Below are 22,010 nucleotides of genomic sequence, written 5' to 3'. Positions count from 1 at the left end.
ATCAGCGGGTGGCGACCAGGGTGCCTATTTTGTTGATGCGGTGTTCGGGGTTGCCCAGTTCGTCGTGCCAGTAGTTGCCTGCTGCGTGGTCCTCGGGAGTGGCGCAGGTGGAGATCGTGAGCATCGCTTTCGTCGGTTCCGCGCCGGGGTTGCCGGGTACGGCGGCATTCTGTTGAGCCTTCTCGACGGGCCGGCGGAACGAGATCGTCATCGTCCGGGTGATGACGTAGTCGTACACCGTTCCGCCTGCAGTGATGACGACGTGGTCGCCGTTCTGTAGCTCCGGCGCTCGTTCCAGCGGTCGTCCGTGGCTGACGCGGTGGCCGGTCACGATGAAGTTCCCGATCTCGCCAGGTCCGACGCCGCCGGCGCGGCCGCGTGGGCTGGCGGCGACACCGCGGTTCTGGATCCGGGTGCCTGGCCGGTCGTCCGCGGTGCCGGTGTACCCGACGACCCGCAGGTTCCGTACGCCGATCGCGGGGATCGACATGCTCACCGGGCCGGACACAGTGGGGGTCGGGCGGGGCGTGGTGCGCGTGGGCGAGGGTGTCGTGGCGGGTTCTGTGGGTGGGTTTGGGCTGGTGGTCGGGGTGGTTCGGTTGGTTGGCAGGACCGAGTCATTGGCCGGAGCCGTGTCGCTGCATCCGGCCAGCGCCGCCAGCGCGACGAGCACACCCACCAGCCTCACACTCCGACGGTAAGCCGCGGGACCAAAAGTCGAGCGAAAGCCTCTCAGTCCAGGACGTTGAGGTCTGTTGGGCCGAGGCGGAGTGTGCCGGAAGTGAGTGGGGTTGCGCGGATGCCGCCGTGGCTGCGCAGCGCCTTCATCGCGCCGGGTGCGAGGACCTCGTCCATCCACGCGCACGGGTTGGCCGGGCGGTTCGCCTGGAAGGTGATCGAGCCCAGCGTGAAGCGACGGCCGGGTATGCGGGTGCCGTCCGAGGCGCGGTGGGCGGCGAGTTCGTCGATCGGGAAGCCACGCAGGGTGATGTTGCGCCGGGTGAGGTGCGGGTCGAGGGGTGCGTCCAGGTCGAGGACGCGCTCGACCTCGTCGAGGGAGGCGGCGTCGATGAGCGTGACGGCCGCGTTCTTGTGGATTGCCTGGGCGTAGTAGCGGTCGCCGACGATGCCGAGGTCGGCGCGGACCTCGATCTCGGTGCGCGCGACCCGTTCGGGGTCGGGGCGCGGGCCGTCCTGCGGGCGTCCTTCGAAGGCGTGCTCGCGGGAGACGACGAAGGCAACGAGTTCGACTCTCATGTTCATCCCCAGGTGAGCGGGTCGAGGAGACGGAAGAAATAGAGGCGGCGCGGGTCCGGATGCGGTACGCCGTACGCCTCGTGGAACGGCGCCGGGTCGGCGGACCACTCGTCGTGGAGCTGGATCGTGGTGAGGGCGAGATCGGAGTACCGGTCGGCGACTCCGAGACGACCGAGGTCGATGAGGCCGGTGACTTCGAGGGTCTCGGGATCGAAGAAGATGTTCGGCAGGCAGGCGTCGCCGTGACAGACGACCGGCTCCAGGACGCTCTCGATATAGGGGCGCTCAGCAACCACTTGGGCGAGCAGCTCCGACGGCCGCAGGCGGCGCCATTCGTCGGTGAGGTACGCCGGGTTCACGGCATCACGCCGTACGACGTCGGTCGCCGTCGCGATCACCTCCGCCAGCGGCCGCTCGAACGGGCAGTCGGTCAGCGAATGCAGCTCACGAAGAGTCGCCCCGAGCCGCCGCGTGGCACGATCGTGCGACGCCGGCGGAAGGGTGTCGCCGGGAACCCCCGGCACCGCAGAGGTCACCAGACATGCCCCACCCGAGGACGACCCGAGACCGTCAGGCTGGGGCGAGGTCGGCTCGAGCCAGTCCACCACCGTCGCGCCGGGGAAGCCCGTTGAAGCGAGCCAGGTGATGCGGTCGCGTTCGGCTGTCAGCTCGGCGATGCCGGATGGGCCACAGCACTTGGCGAAGGTGTTATCTCGGCGGTAGACGGACGTGTCGGACTCGCCGATGTCGACCGGCTCCCAGTCGTCAGACGGCGGCGCGTGCAACGCGTTCCCCGGTGCGGTTGAGGATCGCGGTCACCGGACGTTGACTCAAGACGACTCCCGGACGATGAGTTGCCAGGGGAAGTCGAACACTTCGCCGGGTGCGCCCTCCCGGTCGGTCAGTCTGCTCACGATGATCCGGGCGAGCGCCTCGTTGAAGCCGACAGGTCCGACAGTGGACAGCGACGGGTCCAGGTGCTCGCCCTCGGGCGTGTTCCCGACACCCACGATCGCCAGATCCCCCGGTACGTCGATGCGCAGCCGGTGCGCCGCCCGGACGGCGGCGATCGCGGCGAAATCGGTGGTGCAGTAGAGCCCGGTCGGCCGATCGGGCTTGGACAGCAGCGCCATCGCGGCCCGGTACGCACCCTCCGGATGCTGCTCGAAGACCTCGATGTCGTCGCTGCTGATCGGCTTGCCGGCCGCGCGCAGCGTGTTGACGTACGCATCGAAGCGCGCGAAGCCGGTGGTCCGCGAGGTCAGCGCGCCGACCCGATCGTGGTGCTCCAGCAGGTGCTCCACCGCGAGGTGGCAACGCGGCTCGGCGCCGGACCGGATCACGTCGAACCCCTGCGGTTCCAGGGTTTCGCTGAACGCCACGATCTGCACGCCCTGCGCCGCGAACGCCTCGAGCTCGGCGATCTGCTCCGGGTCCGGCTTGATGCTGTCGATGAAGATCACGTCCGGTGTCCGGTTGGACAGCACGGTCCGCCAGTCGCCGTCCGCGACGATCAGCGCGGTCTTCCCGAGCGGCGACACCGCCGTACTGACCGTGGCCGCAACGGCCTGCGACCACGGGTCCGCGAGGACGTTCAGCGACAGCAGGACGAGATCGGACTTGCCGGTCCGGATCGCGCGGGCCGCGTCGTTGCGCCGGTAGCCCAGGCGCGACGCGGCCTCGCGGACCCGGTCCGCGGTCGAGTCCTTGATCGTGTGGCTGCGGTGCCGTCCGGACAGCACGTAGGACACGGTCGCGACCGAGACACCGGCCTCCTTCGCCACCATCCGCAGCGTCGGCCGCTCAGCCAAAGGTGAGGACATATATCGATTCTTGCAGATCAACCCTTGACGGCACCGGTGATTACACCCTTGGTGAAGTGCCGTTGGAGGAACGGGTACACCATGGCGATCGGCACCAGGGCGACCACCACGACCGCCATCTGCAGGGACTGGGGTTGCGGCGGCGGGTGGACGCCGAGCTGGTCGGCGGACAGCGACTTGCCCTGCAGGACGTAGGTCCGCAGGATCACCTGGACCGGCCACTTCGACGTGTCGTTCAGGTACAGCAGCGCGTTGAAGAACGCGTTCCAGAAGCCCACCGCGTAGAACAGCCCGACGACCGCGATCACCGCCTTCGACAGCGGCATGATGATCCGCCGCAGGATGGTGAAGTCGCTCGCGCCGTCGATCCGGGCGCTCTCCAGCAACTCGCCCGGCACGTTCATGAAGAACGTGCGCAGTACGACGAAGTTGAAGGCCCCCAACGCGCCGGGCAGGATCAGCGACCACAGGCTGTCGAGCAGCCCGAGCTGCTTCACCACCAGGAACATCGGGATGATGCCCGGCGCGAACAGCAACGTGAACAGCACCATCAACAGCACCGGCCGCCCGAACAGCACCGGTCGCGACGTCGCGTACGCGAGCGCGATGGTGACGGCGAGAGCAATCGCCGTACCGACGATCGTCACGAACACGCTGACCAGGATCGCCCTGCCCATCAGACCGCCGCTGAACAGCGTCTGGTACGCCTTCACCGTCGGATGCGACGGCCACAGCACATACCCGCCCGCGTCGATGATGTCCTTGTCACTGGCCAGCGACGTCGAGATCACGACCAGGATCGGTACGACGATCACCAGCGCGAACCCACCCAGGATCACCGCCTTGATCGCCTGGTAGCCCGGTGACGGATTCTCTTTCCACACAGGTCTCATGTGCGCCTCTGGAAGATTCCCGGCTCGCCGAGCCGGTGAGCGAGTGAGTTGGCACCCCACAGCAGCAACGCACCGACCACGCCCTTGGCCAGGCCGGCTGCGGCCCCGCTGCTCCAGTCCCCGCCGACCACTCCGGCGTAGTACGTGAACGTGTCCAGTACTTCGGCAGCACCTGGACCGACCGAGTCGCGTTGCAGGATGAACTGCTCGAACCCGACGCTGAGGATGTCGCCGATCCGCAGGATCAGCAGCAGCACGATGACCGTCCGCAGCGCCGGCAGCGTGATGTGCCACAGCCGCCGCCAGCGCCCGGCGCCGTCCGCCGCGGCCGCCTCGTAGAGCGAGACGTCCACGGTGGTCAGCGCCGCGAGGAAGATGATCATCGCCCAGCCGGCGTCCTTCCAGATCAGCTGCGCGACGACGAGCAGCGGGAAGGTGTCCGGATTCGTCATGAACGGGATCGGGTCCAGTCCCGCCTGCCGGAGCAGGTTGTTGACGAACCCCGCTCCGCCGAGCGACTGCTGGAACAGCGTCACGACCAGCACCCAGGACAGGAAGTGCGGCAGGTACGCGATCGTCTGGAACCAGCGCCGGAAGCGGTTGCTGACCAGCGAGTCGACGATCAGTGCCAGCCCGATCGGCACCGGGAAGAACAGCAGTAACTGGACTGCGGCCAGCAGCAACGTGTTCCGCAACGCGTCCCAGAAGTCGGGGTTGGCGTACAGGTTGACGAAGTTCTGCAGGCCGTTCCACTCGCTGTGCATGATGCCGAGGTACGGCTGGAAGTCCTGGAACGCGACCACGTTGCCGATCACCGGCAGGTAGAAGAACACCAGCAGGAAGACGACGCCGGGAATCATCAGCAGGACCATCTGCCAGTCCCGGCGCCACTTCGCCTTCAGCGGCAGGCCGTTCTTGGCCCGCCGCTTGTCCGAGTTCGCCTTCAGCATCGATCAGGACCCGGTGACCGGAACGCTCGCCGGGAGCACGGCCGCGAACTCGTCACGCATCTTGTCACCGCCGCCGGACTTCCAGCGCTTGAGCGCCTCGTCGTACGCGTCGAGCTTCTGCCGGCCGGTGACGATGTCGACGATCGTGTCCCGGAACGCCGCGGTCAGCTTCGGGCCGACCTTGCTCGACGTGTCGGAGTACGTGCCGGCCGTCGGGTTCCGCATCGCGAACTTCAGCAGCTGCTGCTCGGTCGCGTAGATCTTCTTGGTGTCGTCCGGGTACGCCGGGTTGAAGATCACGCTCTCCGGGGAGTTCATGATCTGCAGCGCACTGACCAGACCGGGCGCCTGCTGCTGACCGGCCTTCGTCAGCACGGGGTTCTTGTTCGCGTCCAGCTGGTACTGCTGCCCCTCCACGCCGAAGTTCTTGACCAGGTACTCCTTGGTGCCGAACGGCGCCGACAGATAGTCCATCAGCGCGAGCAGCTCGCGGATCCGGCCCTCGTCGGTCTTCTTGAACGGCGTGAACCCGACCGTGCCGTAGCCCATGTCGTAGACCGGCTTCGCCTTGCCGTCGTGGCCGAACGGGATCATCGTGTCCACGAACAGCGTCGGGTCCAGGTTCCGGAAGTCGGCGGTCGCCCGCGGACCGACCACGACCTGCGCGGCGATCTGGCCGTTCACGGTCTTCGGCGTCGCGTCGGCCAGGTTGAGGTCCGGGTAGAACACCCTGGCCGCCCAGAGCTTGGCGGCGTACTCGACAGCGGCCTTGTAGTTGTCGGTCTCGTACAGGTGCGTCAGCGACCGGTCCTGGTTCACGCGCCAGGCGTTCGGGGCGCCGAACCACTCGCCGAACATGTGCAGCATGTTGATGATCGCCGGCTCGAGCGCGTAGTTCGTGCCGTTGGTCAGCTCCTTGCACTTGGCGAAGAACTCGTCCGCGGTGGTGCACTGCAGGCCGCCGACCTTCGCCCAGGTCTTCGGGTTGCCCATCATCACCTGACCGAACGGCGTCGACGGGATCGGGGCGCCCCAGATCTTCCCGTTCACCACGGCGGTCCGCCAGGAAGCCGGCTTCAGCGCGGCCAGGTTCGGGTACTCCAGGACGGCGTCGCCGGACAGGTACTTGGTCAGGTCCTGGAACTTCGCCTCGAGCATCGGGCCGATGTTCGGGATGCCCTGGTTCGGCGGCAGCCACATCAGGTCCGGCAGCGAGTCGCTGGCCAGCAGCGTCGCGAACTTCTCCGGGTAGCCCGGATCGGTGCCGATGGTCAGCCGGAGCTCACCGCCGAGCGCGGAGTTCAGCGCCTGCCACATCGGGTTGCTGCCCATCGGCGGCGGAGGCGTCGCGAACGTCTCGGTCAGCGCGGTGACGGCACTCTTCAGCGGCGGCGCCTTCACGCTCGCGACCGCGTCCGCCGGGAACCTCAGGAACCCGGGCTCGAGGCCGGACTCGGCCCCCGGGAAGTCCGGGTGCAGACCCTCGAACGGTTTGTACGTCGGCAGCTTGAGGTCGCCCGACGCCTTGGCGCCTCCTCCTGCCGCCCCGCCGTCGCCACAGGCCGCCAGCGTGGAGGTGGCAATCGCCGCACCGGTCACCTGCAGGAACCGTCGCCGACTGATCATAGTTGCTCCAAGTTTCGAAGAAGTGCTCACTAACACTCACTTAAACGTTAACCCGGACCGTAAACCTGACCAGCCCCTCGATGCAAGGCGCCGACACACAAAAACCGGTGGCCGCGGGACTTGAGCCCGCGGCCGCCGGCCGTCGTAGGTACTTCAGTGACTTGTCAGCAGCGCACGATCAGCCCGGTGAGTGCTGTGCAGGTCCGCGTCGCCTTGTCGTTCGTCGCCACCGGATCGTCCGGCGAACTCGCCGTACGCGCGGCCGTCGCCTGCAGCGTGCCGATCGTCAGCACACCGGCATCACCCGCGAACGTCCGGGTCGTGCTCGCGCCACTGTCCAGCGACGCGACATCGCAGTTCGCGGTCCGGGTCGTCCCCACCCGTGTGCAGGTCCCGCCGGCGGCGTACGTGAGATTGCTCGGGACGGTGCCGAGCACACGCACACCGGTCGCGGCGCCCGGCCCGTTGTTCTTGATCGTGACCGTGTACGTGATCCGGGGCACCAGCCCGGACCGCACCGAGGCGTTCAGCGTCACCGCGATGTCGGCCGCGCCGGGCACGATGTCGACTCTCGGGCCGTCCAGGATGTCGAACGCATAGTTGTCGGCCCGGAGCTGGATGCGCATTCTGAACGGATCGGTCCTCGTGTCGTCCCGCACCCGCAGCGTCCAGACCACGGTCCGGCTCTCGCCCGCCGGAAGATCGCCGAGCGCGGCCCGGAAGTTCTGCCCGTCGGCGACGAAGCAGTTCGTCGTCGCCCCACTACAGCTGACCAGCTGGAACCAGTCTGTCAGCGACTGGTCCAAGGCGTACATCGCCGCCTGGGCGTTGACGAGCGTGAAGCCCCCGATGTTGGTGACCGTCTGGGTCGCCGTGATCGTCTCCCCAGGACTGGGCATGACCGAACTGACCGCAACACTCGTGCTCGGCAGATCCTCGGCCGAGGCCGCCACCGGGACGGCGAGCGTCCCCCCGACGATCCCCGTGATCAGCGCAGCACGAATCAACCTCAAAACCTGCATAACTTGCCCCCCATGTTCCCCATGAACACCCCAGCTGCCCCCACAGCCCGCCGACGGCGGTGCAAGCAGTATGTAGTTGGCCCCGTCAGTGGTCAACCACTTGAAACACCCATTGGGTACGTTCAGAGTGACAACCGGTCGAGGAGCTCCTCGACGCGTTCGGTGCGGCCCGTGTGACGGTGACGTTCCCAGGCCTCGCGGGACAGCGTGTCGCCGACGAGTTCGAGGGCTTCCGCGAGTTCTTCCTCCAGGTACGGGTTGGGGATCTCGAGCCGTTCGCCCATCGCCTCCTCCGCGCCGAACAGGCGTGCGGCGCCGACCGGGTCGCCGCGCCGGATCAGCAGGTTCATGACGGTGTTCGAGAACGCCATCGTGAGACTCGGGCTGCCGAGCGCCAGCACGGTCGGCAGCAGCCCGCGGGCGAGCTCGGCGGCCTCGTCGAGCCGGCCCGCGAGGATCAGCAGATACGCGAGGTTCTGTCCCTGTGCTGCGATCTCGTGGGCGTCCCCGATCGACTCGGTGATCGTGAGGGACTCGCGAAGCAGGTCCTCGGCATGCTCCAGGTTCCCGAGATCCTCCTCGATGCCGCCGAGGTGGCTGAGCGCCCGCGCCAGGCGCCAGTCGTCGTCGAGGGTGCGGAGTCGTTCGACCGCCTCGGTGAGCGTCGCCCGCGCAGCGTCGAGATCGCCCTGCTGACGTTGCACCGACCCGAGCACGGTCATTCCGAACGCGATACCGGCCGGGTCGTCCAGCTCCCGGGCGATCTCCAGGCTGCGGGTTGTCAGGTGGTCGGCGCGGTCCGTCTCGCCCTGCATGAGCAGGAGGTTGCTCAACCCGCGCAGGCAGGCGGCCAGTTCCGGCGACGACGTCGTACCGGCAGCCGCGATCACCTGCTCGTGCCAGGCACGGCTCTCGGCGATGTAGCCGCCGAACAGCCAGACCCAGCCGAGCGCCGAGCACAGGCGCAGACCTGTCCTGACGTCGTTTTCGGTCGCCCAGGTCAGCGCGGCGCGGAAGTTGTCGAGGTCAGCCTCGGCCCGCTCGACAGGCGGATCGGACATCGTCTTCTTGATCGCCTCGAGGTGGTCGGCGAGGTCGGCGTAGTACGTCGCGTGTTCGCGGTGGACCGCCTCGGCTTCGGCGGTCGGCTGCAGCTCGTCGGCGGCGTACCGGCGGATGGTCTCCAGCATCCGGACGCGGGTGCCGTCCGGTCCGTCGGACAGCGTGATCAGGTTGGCGTCGTGCAGCTCGGCGAGGGCGTCGACCGGATCGATGCCGGTAGCAACCTTCTCGACCGCGGCCAGGTCGGCGCCGCCGGCGAAGACGGCGAGGCAACGGAAGGTACGGCGGTGTTCGGGGCCGAGCAGTTCGTACGACCAGGCGATCGTGTCCCGCAGCGTCCGCTGACGTTCCGGGGTCACCGTACTCGTGGACGCGATGTCGAGGGCCTGATCGATCCGGGAGAGCAACTCCTTGACGCTGAGCAGCCGCACCCGCGGCGCGCACAGCTCGATCGCGAGCGGGAGCCCGTCGAGCCGGCGGCAGATCGCGACCACGTCGGCCGAGTTCTCGTCGGTCAGCGTGAACGTCGGCCGGACGGCCTGGGCGCGCTGCACGAAAAGTTCTACGGCGGCATCTGTGAGTGGTAGCACCGGGTGCAGGTGCTCGCCGGTGAGGCCGAGCGCTCGTCTGGAGGTGGCGACCAGCTTGACGTGCGGCGCGCCTTCGATGATCTCGGCGACAACCTTGCCGGCGTCGGGGAGCTGCTCGAGGTTGTCGAGGACGAGCAGCAGGGTCCGCTGGGCGAGGTAGGCGACGATCCGGCCGCGCTCCCGCGGCGGGATGTCGAGGACTTCGGCGATCGTCGTCCACAGCACCCGCGCGGACGTGACCGCCGCGAGCGGAACGAAGTACACCCCGCCCGGGAACTTCGTGGTCGACTCCGCGGCGACGCCGATCGCCAGGCGGGTCTTGCCCGACCCGCCCGGTCCGGTCAGGGTGACGAGGCGTACGTCGGGGCGGTCGAGCAGACCGGTGACGCGGTCGAGATCCTGTTCGCGCCCTAGTAGCGGTGTCGCAGGTGCCGGCAGGCTGCTCGACGTACCGAGAGTGCGTGGTGGCGGAAACTCGGCCTTTAGCCCGTCGATGGCGACTTGGAGCAGGTGCTCGGGCTCCGGGATGTCCTTGAGATGGTGCGTGCCGAGATCGCGCAGCGTGACCCCGTCGGGCAGCTGCGTCAGCTCACCGGTGACGGCGGACACCACGATCTGCCCACCGTGTGCGGCGGCCCCGATCCGTGCGGCGAGATGGACGTCCATGCCCCAGTAGTCGCCGTCGTACACACCCGGCGTACCGGTATGAATCCCCATCCGCACCCGCAACCGCTCGCCGTCGGGCCATCGGTGCTCTTCCAGTCGCCGCTGCCCGTCGACGGCTGCCCGGACCGCCGCGCCGGCCGTCCCGAACACGACGAAGAAGCTGTCGCCCTCGGTCCCCATCTCGGTCCCGCCGTACGCCGTCCAGACCGCGCGCAGGATCCGCCGATGATCTTCCAGCGCCTCCAGATACCGGTCTCCCAACCGGTGCAGCAGCAGCGTCGACCCTTCGATGTCCGAGAACAGCATCGCCACCATTCCCCCACCCATGCCGCCAGTCTGGGTTGCGCGCCGGCCATGCGCCAGTGCATGGGGTGACTCGCGGAGCTGTGCGCCGGATAGCATCGGCGTCGTGATGTACGAGCCGATGAGCCGACGACTGGTTGTTTCGTTCGCAGTGATCGGCGTGGTCCTGGCCGTCGCCGGGCTGATCGCGCGGCCGGCGAACATCACGGTCGCGGTCGTGCTGTTCCTGGTGGCCGTCTCGGTGCTGGGCCTGGCCGGCTACGGCGTCCTCGACCGCACAATCGGCGGCCGCAAGCGATCCCGCCCCGCCGACTGAGCTGCGGCTGAGCCCCTCGGCCGGACGGCGGCTTACTTGAGCTGTTCGGCCAGGCGGCGGATGCCACGTTCGGGGCTGGTGAGGACCGGGACGGCGAGGTCGAGCCCCTCGGCCGCCGAGGCCATCGACGCCTGCGCGAGGACGACCACGTCCCCGGACGCCGCCTTGATCGCCTCCGCCACCAGCGAGTCGTGACGACCGCGATCTCCCGCGACGGCCGCCTCGAACGCACCCGGTACGACGACCTCGTCGATCTCGACGTCGCGTCCTTGGAGCTCGGCCCGCTCACGCAGAAGTGCTGCCGTCGGCTGCACGGTCGTGGGCAGCGTCGCGATCACACTCACGCGGTCACCAGCACGAACGGCCTCGTCCGCCATCGCCTCGTCGACCCGATACACCGGAACGCCAAGACGATCGGCAAGCGGACCGGCGTGCTGCGAGATCGACGAACAGGTGAACATCACCGCCTCCGCGCCGGCCGCAACCGCGGCACCACCAAGGTCAGCGAGCCGCTGGGCGACCTGCTCAGCCGCAGCACCCCGACCCAGATCGGCGACGATCTTGTCGTCGAGCAGGTTCTGCACCTCCACGCCAGGCAGATGCTCGGCAGCAAGCGCCGCGAATGTCGGAATGACGACGGCCCCGGTATGCAGAAAGGCGATACGTGTCACCCTGGCGCTCCTCACGATGCAATGTGCAGCGATTCTGGGCATCAAGGGTGACACGTTTCCGACGGGTTGTGCAATCGTTTGCGCAACGGCGAGGCGTCGACCTGTCAGCCTGCCAGACGCAGGTAGTCCAGGTTGAAGCCGCCCGTCTCGCAGTACACGGTGATCACCTGATCCCCAGCCGGCAGGGTCACCTGCGTCTGAACGGACTGATAACTCGCCCATCCCCCGGTGTCCGGGACCGAGACTTTCGCCAGCACAGTCCCGGCCGCGTCGCGCACGGATATCGCGTCCGCAGCAACAGCGCCCGTCCCGTTCGCGACCCGGAACTCGAGGTCGTACATGCCCGCCCGCGCGATGTCGACCCGGTACTGCAACCAGTTGCCGGCCGCAGTCCAGCCGACGTTCTTGCCGCCGCTCGCGGCCGGGTTGCTCTCGACGAAGTTGGCGCCGCCATCGGTCCAGCCGTGCTGAGCGACGTACGACTCCGCTTCGACCTTCTCACCCACCGGCGCGCCGCGTGGGTTCACGGTGAGGTGCACCGTGACCTCGTCATGCGCCACGCCGTCCGTAACGCGGAACTTCAGGTCCTGCTCGCCGGCGACGGTCGGGTGGATGCGCACCAGACCGGTGCTCGCGTCGAGGCTGACGCCAGCCGGCAGATCCGTCGCGTAGTACGCGAGCCGATCCTGGTCGCGATCGGTCGCCTGCAACTGGAGCTGCGTGGTCTGGTACTGGTCGGCGGTGACGTTCGGAACGTCGGTGAACTGCGGCGCCCGGTTGTGGTGCGACGACGGGACATCGCCGTGCCACCGGTACGTCGCGTACGCGTTGGCCGGCACCGTCACGGTGAACGACTTGCCCGCCAGCGTGATGCGGACCGTGCTCGGCGCAGCGTTGGCGTTCCCCACGATCGCGACGAAGTTGTCCCCGCGGTCCTTGAACACCACGTTGCTGATGCCGTTCGCGGTGGCGCTCGATTCGACACGGGTGTGCTCCGGCCCGAGGTACTTCGCGAACTGCCCCATCGCGTACAGCTCGTCCCGCACGGAGAACGTTTTCGTCGTCGTGTCGACCTTCACGAGCCGGTTCGGCCACTTCGTCGTCCGGCCGACCTCTTCCCAGTCGATGTTGTTGTCGCGCGCCGGCGTCCAGTGCAGCGTGCCGCCGTCCTGGTCGGTGGTCTGCGCCCACAGGACGTACGACGACGCGTCGAGGCGGAAATAGTTCAGAATCGTTTCCGGATTCAGGTCGCTCGTTTCCGTCATGTGCACGGGTTTTCCGAACTCCTCGTACGCGTCGCGCATCACCGTCGGGTCGCCCCAGTACGGGTGGAAGGCGATCGCGTCCGACGCTTTCCGGGTTTCCGGATCGTTGAAGATCCGGTAGTAGTTCTTGGTTTCCGTGCTGTTCGGGACGCGCCAGTCCCAGAAGTTGAAGTCGTGCACGTAGAGCTGCGTGCGGAGCCCGGCGCGCCGCACCTCGCGTTTGATCGCGACGGCGAGCTTCTGCTGCTGCTCGACACTGATGTCCATCGCCGGGTACACCACGTCGATCCCCGGCTCGTTGAGCAGCGTCAGCGCGTCGACCTTGATGCCGCGCTGCGCGTACGCCTGCAGGTACTTCACGTAGTACTTCGCGAACACGTCGATGCAGTCGTCGCGCAGCTTGCCGACCTGGTAGTACGACGTCGTACTGCCCGGCTTCAGCGCGACCTCTCCGGTGAACCGGTTGTTGGTCTTCATCCACGCCGGCGCACTCCACGCCGACGCGAAGAACGTGGCCCGCGGGTTGTACTTCTGGATCAGTTGCACCGTGTCGACGATGTGTGCGTCCACGTCCCGCTTGATCGAGAAATACTTCAGGTTCCGATCCTCGGTGACACCGGCCGGCAACTCGTCGTACGACCAGAACGGCAGATGCTCGATCAGGTCCGGGCTCCCGATCGTCAACCGGAACCGGTCGAACCCGGCGCCGGTCTTCGGATCCACGAGCAGCCGGACCGCTCGCTCCCGCTCCTGCGGCGTCAGCTTCCACAGGTTCGACACGCTCGTCTCGTCGAGCGAGAAACCCACACCGGTGTACTTCTGCCTGCTCACACTCGGATCGATCACGACCGTCGCGTCCGCAGTACCGGCGTCATTCCCGACGTACGTCGTCGGCAACGGCTGCCAGGCGTGTGCCGCACCGCTCGAGTACGACCCACTGACCACCGCCCCGCGCTGCGCCATCGCAGGTCCACCACCCGCCGCCAGCCCGGCCGCCACTACCCCGACCACGACCGCCAGCCCAAGAGTCCGCCTCACAAACCCTCCAACCACCTGGGAAAGCCCTTACAGGCACGCTGACTCTAAGGTCGGAATCCACCCGCCAACACCCCCTGCCGGTTCCGGAACTGGTTCCGGAACTTTCCGTCACCCAGCAGACGTGATGTCGTGCGAGACACTTGGTGCGGTACGAGCTCGCGACGGCAAGGAGAGGGTGCGCGATGGACGGCAAGGCGAAACTGCGGGTCAAGGAGGCTCTGGTCGCGCATCTCGAGGCACACCTCCGCGCGACCGACGCCGCCGTGGGCCGCGAGGACTCGGCGGCCAGACTCGACCCCGACTCCTCGTTCTCCGTCGACGACCAGTCGCAGTCCGACGAAGCCGGCGACCTGGGAGGACTCTACGAGGACGTCGCGGAACGTCAGCACAGCACCGTGGCGCAGGCCGAGAGCATCGACTTCGCCCCGACCAGCGAGATCCGGCCGGGTGCGATCGTCGTACTCGACGACAACCACTATGTCGTCGGCGTGGTCAGCTCACCGTTCGAGTGCGACGGCGTCACGTACGAAGGCATGACGACCGACGCACCCCTCTACGCCGCCCTCAAGGACCTCCACCCCGGCGACACCTTCACCTTCGCCGCCACTGAACACCGCATCGATTCGGTGTCCTGACCGGTCCGCGAAGTCCTCAGTGCAGCGCAACTGACAACAGCAGAACAGACGCAGTTCGAGCGTGTACGTCGTGGCGCTGTGGAGGTACCGCCACGAGATCTCCCGCCCGCAGTTCGACCTCGGCGTCACCTGCCCGCAGGACGACGTCCCCTTGCAGGCACATCAGCGATGCGTCACCGGGGCTCTGATGTTCGCCAAGAGTCTGACCGGCATCCAGCGCGATCAACGTCTGCCGCAACCGGGCCCCGGGGCGGGTGTACAACGTCGTCGCACTACGTCCGCTGTCACTCTCCCCAGCCAACTCCAGGTGAACGGCCGCCAACTCCTCGACACGCAAGACCTCCATCAGCCGATGGTCGCACACTGAGCCGACGAAGACTCCACCCCTCCTCCCGGTTACGGCTGGTCCTCGCATGCAACTGCCCGCTCGGCCCGGCGGACCGAGCGCTCCATCCCGAGGCGCCACAGCAACCCGGCTCGGGACGACTTCCGAAGCCGCCCCTCCTCACGCATCACAGCGAGGAAATGGCCGGCGAACCCAGCCCGAGGCTCTCGCGCGTGAACCTCGTCGACGCTGCTCCGGGCGATCTCCAACCGCCGCAACCCGACCACATCAAGATGCGTGCCCGCGTGCAGCAGGTGCGCCTCGGCACCCCACGACAGCGGTACGGCGACATTGAAGTGCGCCGCGATCGCATCAGCCACATCGTCAGCGAACGCAGCACCTCCACCCGCCCCGATCACGACATCACGCGCGACCGTCGCCCCATGTACGGCGAAGCAAGCAGCCGCCGGACCGGGACGATGCGAGTCGGAAAGCGCGACATCATGCAACAGCGCAGCGACGTACAGGCGCTCATCGTCGTACTCGATCCGATCGAGGTCGGCCAGCATGCACGCCCACAGCCACGAGCGCATGCTGTGGTGCAGCAAGGGCGCAGGCAGGACGGTCCGAGCGAAGTCGGTGACGTGCTGCGCGACGACCGTGCTCGGCGGAGTTCGATCCACAGCGAGCACGGCTCCACCCCGATGCCGCGGCGCAAGCTCCCGAACGATCGCCTGAGCGACGAAACGCACCTGATCCCGCAACCCCAGCGCACCGTTGGTCTCAGCCACCCAGTCCGGCGAACCTATTGCTGCCATCGCGCCAACCCTTCCCGCGCGACAAGCTCGGGCTGATCCTCAGCGACGTACGTGAAGGAGTCCGGGATCAGTTGCACCCGGGTCCCGAGCCGCTCGGCGTACGCCGTCGCGTGCGCCGTCGGGAACACGTGATCCTCCCCAGCCCAGAGGAAGTCGACCGGCTTACCGAACTCCTCGACGAGCGTTGCGGCGGCAGCCCGGCTGTACCGCTCGTCGACCGAGCCGATCGCCTTCCGCCCGTCGCACCGAATCGCCGAATCGTTCAGCACCGGATCGATGTAGCTGCGCATCGTGACCTCGTCGATCGGGTACTTGGCCAGCCAGCCGTACGTGTTCCGCCATCGCCAACTCCCGGGCCATCGCAGCACCTGATACAGCGCGCGGTACGTCAACGGATGTACCGCCGTCCGCTTGAGCAGCGGAAAGCCGCCCGGCGTCGGCGGCCACGTGCAGTCCGGCGTCTCGCACGAGGCCAGCACCAGCCTTCCGATGCGCTCCGGGTACGTCGCCGCAGCGAGCTGACTGTAGGCGCCGCCCGAGTCGTTGCCGAACAGGATCACATCCCGCAGATCGAGTGCGACCAGGAAATCCGCGATCAACGTCGCGATTCCGGGCGGCGACAGATCGGCGTCGCGGTTCATCGGCACCAGATGAGACCCCAACGGCCAGTCCGGCGTGATGCACCGGAACTGCCCCGACAACAGCGGCACGACCTTCCGCCACAGGTTCGCGTTCACCAGATACCCATGCACAAAGACGATCGGCGGACCGTCCCCGACTGCGTGGTACCGCAACGTGCCGGCCGGCAACTCGACCTCGTACGCCGTACCCAACCGCGCATCGCGCGAGTCCGTCATCACGCCGCGACCTCCTTCTTGTAATCATTGCAAGAAGTGTCCGCACCCTAGCACCGGCCGTTGCCGGCCGCAATCTCAGTCGCGTTCGACCAGCAGACCGCGGGCGAAGGCGTCCGTCGCCGCGCGGAGCAGGCGCTTCAGCTGTCTCGGGTTACGTTGCAGGCGATCCTGCCGCCAGCCCAGGCTGATGATCCCGTTCCACGAGGACCACAGCACCGTTGCCATGTCCGCCGCGTTGACCTTACGGATCGTGCCGGCCTTGATACCGCGCTTGATCGCGTCGACCATCCGCCGGTTCTGCTCGTCCACGGAGTCCGCCAACCGGTCCGCGAGTTCCTGTCCCGCGGCGTAACTCCCCGGCTCCGCCGGAAACGCCAGCATCCGGAAGTACTCCGGATTCGCCAGATAGAACGCGAGATACTCATCGGCCGCGGCGTACAACTGCTCGACCGGTCCGCGGCCCTCGACGTACGCGAGATCCATGAACTGCCGATCCACGACAACGGCCCGCTCGACCAGGGCGGCGTACAGCCCGGCCTTCGATCCGAAATGGTTGTAAACCGACCCGACCGCGACACCAGCAGTCGCCGCTATCTCTTCGACCGTGACGTCAGCGACGGACCGAGCAGCGAAGAGCTCTTCCGCAGCGCTCAGCAACGCATCGATCGTCCGCTGCGCCCGTGGATCCACCATCCTGCAACCATTCCACAAACCACACTCGAGCAGGTCAGCGGTCAGGCAGGTTGAGTCGCTTCAGTCGCTCGTACGCGCCGAGGATGTGCTTGTCGATTCCGTCCTGCGCAGCTTGCGGATCCCCCAGAGCGAGCGCGTCGCGCAGCTCCTTGTGCTCGCTGTAGCCGACCTCCAGGAAATCCGGGAAACTCGCGTTCCGCGCGCGCAGGAAAACGGTCACCTGCCCGCGGATGGATTCCCAGACGCGCTGCACGCGCGAGTGGTCGCAATACGCGTAGATGATGTCGTGGAACTGGAGGTCCAGCCGTACGGCGTCCTCCGGATCGATCTTGGTGTCGACGCTCTTCATCTGCTCCAGGACCTCGTCCATCTCGGCGAAGCCCGCGCCCTGCATCCGGGTGCACGCACGGCCGGCGGCCAGTCGTTCGATCGCGCCGCGAAGGGTGTGCACCTCCTCGACATCGGTCCTGGTCAAGGTGCTGACGAACGCCCCGCGGTGCCGCCGGAGCTCCACGTGCCCCTCTTCCTCGAGCCGGGCCAGCGCCTGCCGGATCGGACCGCGACTGACCTTGAGCGCCTCGGCCAGCTCGGTCTCCTTGAGATGCTGGCCCGGCTGGAACCGGCCGCCCGTGATCATTTCCCGGAGCACGTCGGTCACCAGATCACCGAGAGCGCGCTGCGACGGCAGCGGGGACACGACATCGTCGGGGATCAAGCCGACCACCTCCTCAAGCCAGTTACCGCCAGTATCCGATGCACTCTAACCCCTCCCGAGCATCACTGTAGATTGTAAACAGTTACCCATTGACAGTAAACGAAGTGCCGAGCAGACTCTGAAGCTCCCGCTCAGGCAGAGAGAGGTCACGACGCCGATGACCACAGACACAGCGGTTCACACCGGACGCAGGGCACTTGGCCCCTTCCCGCCCGCCGCTCCCCGGAACCCCGACGCTCCGCACGTCACCGCGGCGACGATCGAGGTCGACGCCGCGGAGATCGAGGGCCCGCTGGCGCGCATCTGGGAGAGCTTCGGGTACGACGAGTTCAACTGGACGTACATGCCCACCGGAAAGCGCCTGCTGCAGACCTTCGCCGACTTCTCCGGCGCCGGCTACTTCGTCCGGCCGCACTACATGTACTGCTCCGGCAGCGGATTCGGCATCCCGCACTGGAGCTCCGGCAACGTCTACCACGAGGACGCCGACGGCAACCCGTACTACGACTTCACCCTGCTGGATCAGGCGTACGACGCGATTGTCGGCGCCGGACACCACCTACTGGTGGAGCTCGGCTTCACACCGCGCGACCTGCTGCCACCCGAGGCCGCCGAGCTGACCGTCGTACCGAGCCCGACGGCCTACACCAACTACGAGGCGGGCGCCTGGGGATATCCGCCCAAGGACTACGAGAAGTGGGCGGGCCTGATCAGCGCCACGGTTCGGCACTGCATCGACCGCTACGGCGAGGCCGAGGTGAAGACCTGGCTCTGGGAGCTGTGGAACGAGCCGGACATCGACTACTGGCGCGGCACCCTCGACCAGTACAACGAGCTCTACACCGCAACGGTCCAGGCCATCCGGGCCGTGCTGCCCGAGGCGAAGGTCGGCGGACCGGCTGTCACCAGCGGCGGACTGAACTTCCTGCAGGGTTTCCTGGACTACACCTCGCGTCGCGGCGAGCCGCTGGACTTCATCTCGTACCACACGAAAGGCTGCCACTTCCCGACCCGCGACTACCGCCCGTTCGCCGAGCCAGCGGCCGAGCAGCTCAGCCCGTCGTCGACGAAGATGCTGTACGACCTGCGCGAGTTCAACCGGCTGATCGGTTCGTACGACGCGTACGCCGAGCTGCCGGTGATCGTCGACGAGTGCGACGCGGCGGTGCCGGCGCACTTCGGACGCTACGACAACCGCAACTACAGCTTCCAGAACACCGAGTACTACCCGGTCTTCCAGGCGAAGCTGATGAAGAAGATCCTCGATCTGAACGCGACTGAGCCGGCGCAGGTCGCGTACGCCACCTCGTGGAGCTTCTACTTCGAGGCCGAACGCTACTTCGAAGGCACCCGCTCCTTCCTCACCGCTGGCGGCGTCGAGAAGCCGTTCCTCAACGCCTATCGGATGCTGTCGCTGCTAGGGCAGGACCGTCTCCGCACGACCTCGGACGCGGCCTGGCAGGTCAGCGAGCTCGAGGGCACCGACGGCAGCAGCATGCCCGAGGAAGTCGACGCCCTGGCTTCGCGTTCGGAGGACGGGAGCGTCGCCGTACTGGTCTGGCGGCACATCGACGACCAGTACCAGACCAGCCCTGACCTGACACCGGTGAACTTGACCTTGCGCAATCTGGCTGCGGGATCGTACCGGTTGCGGCATCTGCGCATCGACGCCGACCACAGCAATGCCTTCACCGTCTGGCAAGGGCTCGGCTCGCCCCAGGACCCGACCGCCGAACAGTTGGCCACGATCAAGAGCCGGCAGGGTCTCGAGGAGTTCGAACCGGAACGCAGCCTCACGGTCGACGGCGAGGTGTCTCTTGAGGTCTCGCTGCCGTTGCCGTCGGCATCGTTGTTGATCCTCGAACCGAGCAGCTGACCGCGATGATCACACTTGACAACGGCGTACAGGTTCCCCAGCGTGGTTTCGGCGTCTTCCAGGTCCCGCCGAGCGACACCCAGCGCGTGGTCGAGCAGGCGATCGAGGTCGGGTACCGCCACATCGACACTGCGGCGGCGTACAACAACGAGGCCGGTGTGGGTGCCGCCGTACGGGCCAGCGGTCTTCCGCGCGACGAACTGTTCGTCACCACCAAGTTGCGCAACGGGGAGCACGGTTACGAGTCGGCACTGACGGCGTACGACGAAACGCTGCAGCGCCTCGGCCTGGACTACGCGGATCAGTATCTCGTGCACTGGCCCCACCCGACTGCCGATCGCTATGTCGACAGTTGGCGTGCGCTGGAGCGGATCTACGCCGACGGGCGGGTACGGGCGATTGGCGTGTCGAACTTCCTGCCCGAACACCTGAACCGCTTGGCCAAGGAGAGCGAGATCGTTCCGGCGGTCAACCAGATCGAGCTGCATCCCAGCTATCAGCAGCGCGCCCTGACCGAGCTGTGCCGCGAGCGGTCGATCGCGATCGCGGCGTACTCTCCGCTCGGTCAGGGGCACGATCTCGATCTTCCGGTACTGGCGTCGATCGCCGACGCTCATCACGTGACGCCGGCCCAGGTTGTGCTCCGTTGGCACCTCCAACAAGGACATCTCGTCATCCCCAAGTCGGTCTCTCCCGAACGGATCCGCGCGAACTTCGATCTCGGCGGGTTCGAACTGACCGACGACGAGGTCGCCTCGATCACCGCGCTGGAGGCCGGCCACCGGATCGGCAACGATCCCCGCACCTTCGCGCTCAGCCAGATCAGGTAACCGGATCATGACTGGCAGATCTGTACGACTCAGGACCACCTGGATCTGGATCTTCCTGGTGCCGACCGTCGTGCTGTACGGCGTTTACACCATCTACCCGATCATCGCGAGCTACTGGTACTCGCTGGTCGAGTGGAACGGTTTCGACGCCGATCAGAAGTTCGTTGGCCTGAGCAATTACCGCGAAGTCTTCGCCGATCCGCTGTTCTGGAACTCGTTCAAGGTCACATTGTTCTTCATGTTGCTGGTGGTGCCGGCGCGGGTGCTGCTCACGTTGCTGCTGGCAATGGTTCTCAACTCGCCGAAGCTGCCCCTGATCGGCTTACTGCGTTCGGCGTTCTTCATCCCGGTGGTGACCACGACGGCGATCATCGGCGTGGTGATGCGCTTCATCCTGGATCCGGCCAGCGGACCGGTTAGCACGGCGTTGACGAAGCTCGGGTTCGGCGGCGTCGACTTCCTGGGTGACCAGCACCTGGCCCTGCCGACAGCAGCTGTTCTGTACGTGTGGAAGTTCTTCGGCGTCACGATGATCTACTGGCTCGCGGCGCTGCAGACCATCCCGTACGAGTTGTACGAGGCCGCCCGGATCGACGGCGCCGGCACCGGGCAACTCTTCCGGCACATCACGCTGCCGATGCTCAAGCCGTTCCTGATCATCATCACCGTGCTGACGGTCGAAGAGACCTTCCACAACTTCGACCTGATGTACACCCTGACCGGCGGTGGACCGTATTTCCACACCGAGATCATCGAGATCTACATCTACCGCTGGGCCTTCGCCGCCTCGATCCCCCAACTCGGACACGCCTCCGCGGCTGCGGTGATCTTCGGGCTGCTGGTCGCCGTCGTCGGAGCCCTTCAGTTGTGGGGCGTGTACGCCGGTCGCCGGCTGAGAGGAGACCAGCGATGACAGCGCAAGTCGTCGTACGCACGGATCGGCAACGGCGGCTGTTGCACCGGCTGCCTTGGTGGATCGCCGCGCTCTTCCTGGTGGGTATCGCGGTGCTCTGGATCTTCCCGTTCCTGTGGATGCTGTCGGCCTCGCTCAAGGACAACATGGAGATGTTTGCGGGCGGCCTGAAGCTGTGGCCTTCGAAGTTCGTCTGGGACAACTATGCGCGGGCGTGGAACGACGCGCACTTCGGCCGGTACCTGATCAACACCGTGGTCACCACAGTCATCACCGTCGTCATCGTCACCATCCGCTGCGCGACCGCGGGCTATGTCCTGGCCCGTTACCGATTCCGCGGGTCCAAGGTGTTCCTCGGCGTACTGATCGCGACGCTGTTCGTCCCCACCGGCTACACGATCATCCCGGTGGTCAAGATCTCGATGCAGCTGCACCTGATCGACTCGCTGGGTGGAATGATCCTGGCGCTCAGCGGCGGGGCGTACGTGTCGGCGATCCTCCTGTACTACGGATATTTCCGGCAGATCCCCCGCGAACTGGAGGAGGCCGCGGTCGTCGACGGCGCCGGGTTCGTCCGTATCTTCTTCTCGGTGATGCTGCCGCTGGCGATGCCGGTCACGGCGACCGTCGCGGTCCTCACCTTCATCACGACCTGGAACGCCTTCTTCCTGCCACTGGTGTTCACCTTCAGCCGGCCGGATCTCCGGACGGTGAGCGTCGGCATGCAGGCGTTCGTCGGCGAGACCGCGACCGACTGGTCCGGCATGGCCGCGGCCGGGGTGATCTCGATCGTCCCCGTGGTCGTGCTCTTCATCTTCCTGCAGCGCTACTTCGTCGAGGGAATCTCCGGAGCAGTCAAGTCCTAA

The 22,010-nt window shown here is 66.8% G+C and carries 22 protein-coding genes; 6 read left to right on the top strand and 16 right to left on the bottom strand.

Features of this window, described 5'->3' with window-relative positions; all coding sequences use genetic code 11:
* Position 1 precedes the first annotated feature (1 nt).
* The 9 genes from EV137_RS23500 to EV137_RS23460 all read right to left on the bottom strand — a co-directional run bounded on the left by EV137_RS23500 (position 2) and on the right by EV137_RS23460 (position 10,216).
* Entirely contained in the window at positions 2-490 is a 489-nt protein-coding gene (locus EV137_RS23500) for a class E sortase (RefSeq protein WP_134004418.1), read from the bottom strand.
* 242 nt (positions 491-732) lie between these two features.
* Complete coding sequence (locus tag EV137_RS23495; protein WP_134130739.1) at positions 733-1,257, bottom strand: MOSC domain-containing protein; 525 nt, start codon at positions 1,255-1,257, stop codon at positions 733-735.
* Between the two features lie 2 nt (positions 1,258-1,259).
* Complete coding sequence (locus tag EV137_RS23490; protein ID WP_134130738.1) at positions 1,260-2,042, bottom strand: aminoglycoside 3'-phosphotransferase; 783 nt, start codon at positions 2,040-2,042, stop codon at positions 1,260-1,262.
* A 45-nt stretch (positions 2,043-2,087) separates the two neighbouring features.
* Entirely contained in the window at positions 2,088-3,080 is a 993-nt protein-coding gene (locus EV137_RS23485; protein WP_202870279.1) for a LacI family DNA-binding transcriptional regulator, read from the bottom strand.
* A 17-nt stretch (positions 3,081-3,097) separates the two neighbouring features.
* The gene (locus EV137_RS23480; protein WP_134130737.1) at positions 3,098-3,973 is read right to left on the bottom strand and encodes a carbohydrate ABC transporter permease; all 876 of its coding nucleotides are present in this window, start codon (positions 3,971-3,973) and stop codon (positions 3,098-3,100) included.
* Positions 3,970-4,923, bottom strand: a complete 954-nt coding sequence (locus tag EV137_RS23475) for an ABC transporter permease (protein ID WP_238175503.1) — start codon at positions 4,921-4,923, stop codon at positions 3,970-3,972. The genes EV137_RS23480 and EV137_RS23475 overlap by 4 nt, the downstream gene beginning before the upstream one ends.
* Positions 4,924-4,926: 3 nt before the next feature.
* Entirely contained in the window at positions 4,927-6,549 is a 1,623-nt protein-coding gene (locus EV137_RS23470; RefSeq protein ID WP_134130736.1) for a type 2 periplasmic-binding domain-containing protein, read from the bottom strand.
* Positions 6,550-6,713: 164 nt separating this feature from the next.
* Positions 6,714-7,556: a DUF11 domain-containing protein gene (locus EV137_RS23465; protein ID WP_202871089.1), complete on the bottom strand. Its 843-nt coding sequence runs from the start codon at positions 7,554-7,556 to the stop codon at positions 6,714-6,716.
* A gap of 137 nt (positions 7,557-7,693) precedes the next feature.
* Positions 7,694-10,216 carry an ATP-binding protein gene (locus EV137_RS23460; RefSeq protein ID WP_166679988.1) on the bottom strand — a complete coding sequence of 841 codons (2,523 nt, stop codon included), beginning with the start codon at positions 10,214-10,216 and terminating at the stop codon, positions 7,694-7,696.
* 82 nt (positions 10,217-10,298) lie between these two features.
* Here EV137_RS23460 and EV137_RS40715 point away from each other — a divergent pair, with 82 nt between their 5' ends.
* Entirely contained in the window at positions 10,299-10,508 is a 210-nt protein-coding gene (locus EV137_RS40715) for a hypothetical protein (RefSeq protein WP_166679987.1), read from the top strand.
* A 32-nt stretch (positions 10,509-10,540) separates the two neighbouring features.
* On the opposite strand, the gene EV137_RS23455 is transcribed toward EV137_RS40715, so the two are convergent.
* Entirely contained in the window at positions 10,541-11,179 is a 639-nt protein-coding gene (locus tag EV137_RS23455; RefSeq protein WP_202871088.1) for an aspartate/glutamate racemase family protein, read from the bottom strand.
* 104 nt (positions 11,180-11,283) lie between these two features.
* Positions 11,284-13,482, bottom strand: coding sequence for a carbohydrate-binding protein (locus EV137_RS23450; RefSeq protein ID WP_202871087.1), 2,199 nt, complete (start codon positions 13,480-13,482; stop codon positions 11,284-11,286).
* 182 nt (positions 13,483-13,664) lie between these two features.
* Here EV137_RS23450 and EV137_RS23445 point away from each other — a divergent pair, with 182 nt between their 5' ends.
* Positions 13,665-14,117 (top strand): hypothetical protein, encoded by a 453-nt coding sequence (locus tag EV137_RS23445; RefSeq protein ID WP_134003669.1) that lies wholly within the window; start codon positions 13,665-13,667, stop codon positions 14,115-14,117.
* Between the two features lie 16 nt (positions 14,118-14,133).
* Here the strand turns inward: EV137_RS23445 and EV137_RS23440 are convergent, their stop codons facing one another.
* The 5 genes from EV137_RS23440 to EV137_RS23420 all read right to left on the bottom strand — a co-directional run bounded on the left by EV137_RS23440 (position 14,134) and on the right by EV137_RS23420 (position 17,525).
* Positions 14,134-14,463 carry a cupin domain-containing protein gene (locus EV137_RS23440; RefSeq protein WP_166679986.1) on the bottom strand — a complete coding sequence of 110 codons (330 nt, stop codon included), beginning with the start codon at positions 14,461-14,463 and terminating at the stop codon, positions 14,134-14,136.
* Positions 14,464-14,513: 50 nt separating this feature from the next.
* Complete coding sequence (locus tag EV137_RS23435) at positions 14,514-15,260, bottom strand: HD domain-containing protein (RefSeq protein WP_134130733.1); 747 nt, start codon at positions 15,258-15,260, stop codon at positions 14,514-14,516.
* On the bottom strand, positions 15,248-16,117 hold the full coding sequence (locus EV137_RS23430; protein ID WP_134130732.1) for an alpha/beta fold hydrolase: 870 nt from the start codon (positions 16,115-16,117) through the stop codon (positions 15,248-15,250). Before EV137_RS23430 ends, EV137_RS23435 begins: the two co-directional genes overlap by 13 nt.
* Positions 16,118-16,192: 75 nt before the next feature.
* The gene (locus EV137_RS23425; RefSeq protein ID WP_202871086.1) at positions 16,193-16,810 is read right to left on the bottom strand and encodes a TetR/AcrR family transcriptional regulator; all 618 of its coding nucleotides are present in this window, start codon (positions 16,808-16,810) and stop codon (positions 16,193-16,195) included.
* A 34-nt stretch (positions 16,811-16,844) separates the two neighbouring features.
* Positions 16,845-17,525, bottom strand: coding sequence for a GntR family transcriptional regulator (locus tag EV137_RS23420; RefSeq protein WP_202871085.1), 681 nt, complete (start codon positions 17,523-17,525; stop codon positions 16,845-16,847).
* Positions 17,526-17,682: 157 nt separating this feature from the next.
* Between EV137_RS23420 and EV137_RS23415 the strand changes: the two genes are divergently transcribed.
* Genes EV137_RS23415 through EV137_RS23400 form a run of 4 tightly spaced genes read left to right on the top strand, consistent with a single transcriptional unit; the run spans position 17,683 to position 22,010 of the window.
* The gene (locus tag EV137_RS23415; RefSeq protein WP_134130731.1) at positions 17,683-19,401 is read left to right on the top strand and encodes a GH39 family glycosyl hydrolase; all 1,719 of its coding nucleotides are present in this window, start codon (positions 17,683-17,685) and stop codon (positions 19,399-19,401) included.
* 5 nt (positions 19,402-19,406) lie between these two features.
* Positions 19,407-20,231 (top strand): aldo/keto reductase, encoded by an 825-nt coding sequence (locus tag EV137_RS23410; RefSeq protein ID WP_134130730.1) that lies wholly within the window; start codon positions 19,407-19,409, stop codon positions 20,229-20,231.
* A gap of 7 nt (positions 20,232-20,238) precedes the next feature.
* Complete coding sequence (locus EV137_RS23405) at positions 20,239-21,144, top strand: carbohydrate ABC transporter permease (protein ID WP_134003658.1); 906 nt, start codon at positions 20,239-20,241, stop codon at positions 21,142-21,144.
* Positions 21,141-22,010, top strand: coding sequence for a carbohydrate ABC transporter permease (locus EV137_RS23400; protein WP_134130729.1), 870 nt, complete (start codon positions 21,141-21,143; stop codon positions 22,008-22,010). Before EV137_RS23405 ends, EV137_RS23400 begins: the two co-directional genes overlap by 4 nt.

The sequence above is a fragment of the Kribbella pratensis genome (assembly GCF_004366075.1).
In the GTDB taxonomy this organism is placed as follows: domain Bacteria; phylum Actinomycetota; class Actinomycetes; order Propionibacteriales; family Kribbellaceae; genus Kribbella; species Kribbella pratensis.
The sequence above is the reverse complement of the archived record's forward strand: the minus strand, read 5'-3'. Positions and strand labels throughout refer to the sequence as shown.

Excerpts from the sequence above, each read along its gene's own strand:
- EV137_RS23480 (WP_134130737.1), bottom strand. The coding sequence starts at position 3,973 with ATGAGACCTGTGTGGAAAGAGAATCCGTCACCGGGCTACCAGGCGATC.
- EV137_RS23460 (WP_166679988.1), bottom strand. The coding sequence starts at position 10,216 with ATGGGTGGGGGAATGGTGGCGATGCTGTTCTCGGACATCGAAGGGTCG.
- EV137_RS23485 (WP_202870279.1), bottom strand. The coding sequence starts at position 3,080 with ATGTCCTCACCTTTGGCTGAGCGGCCGACGCTGCGGATGGTGGCGAAG.
- EV137_RS23435 (WP_134130733.1), bottom strand. The coding sequence starts at position 15,260 with ATGGCAGCAATAGGTTCGCCGGACTGGGTGGCTGAGACCAACGGTGCG.
- EV137_RS23400 (WP_134130729.1), top strand. The coding sequence starts at position 21,141 with ATGACAGCGCAAGTCGTCGTACGCACGGATCGGCAACGGCGGCTGTTG.
- EV137_RS23470 (WP_134130736.1), bottom strand. The coding sequence starts at position 6,549 with ATGATCAGTCGGCGACGGTTCCTGCAGGTGACCGGTGCGGCGATTGCC.
- EV137_RS23405 (WP_134003658.1), top strand. The coding sequence starts at position 20,239 with ATGACTGGCAGATCTGTACGACTCAGGACCACCTGGATCTGGATCTTC.
- EV137_RS23440 (WP_166679986.1), bottom strand. The coding sequence starts at position 14,463 with ATGGAGGTCTTGCGTGTCGAGGAGTTGGCGGCCGTTCACCTGGAGTTG.
- EV137_RS23475 (WP_238175503.1), bottom strand. The coding sequence starts at position 4,923 with ATGCTGAAGGCGAACTCGGACAAGCGGCGGGCCAAGAACGGCCTGCCG.
- EV137_RS23425 (WP_202871086.1), bottom strand. The coding sequence starts at position 16,810 with ATGGTGGATCCACGGGCGCAGCGGACGATCGATGCGTTGCTGAGCGCT.
- EV137_RS23430 (WP_134130732.1), bottom strand. The coding sequence starts at position 16,117 with ATGACGGACTCGCGCGATGCGCGGTTGGGTACGGCGTACGAGGTCGAG.
- EV137_RS23410 (WP_134130730.1), top strand. The coding sequence starts at position 19,407 with ATGATCACACTTGACAACGGCGTACAGGTTCCCCAGCGTGGTTTCGGC.
- EV137_RS23500 (WP_134004418.1), bottom strand. The coding sequence starts at position 490 with ATGTCGATCCCCGCGATCGGCGTACGGAACCTGCGGGTCGTCGGGTAC.
- EV137_RS23445 (WP_134003669.1), top strand. The coding sequence starts at position 13,665 with ATGGACGGCAAGGCGAAACTGCGGGTCAAGGAGGCTCTGGTCGCGCAT.
- EV137_RS23495 (WP_134130739.1), bottom strand. The coding sequence starts at position 1,257 with ATGAGAGTCGAACTCGTTGCCTTCGTCGTCTCCCGCGAGCACGCCTTC.
- EV137_RS23415 (WP_134130731.1), top strand. The coding sequence starts at position 17,683 with ATGACCACAGACACAGCGGTTCACACCGGACGCAGGGCACTTGGCCCC.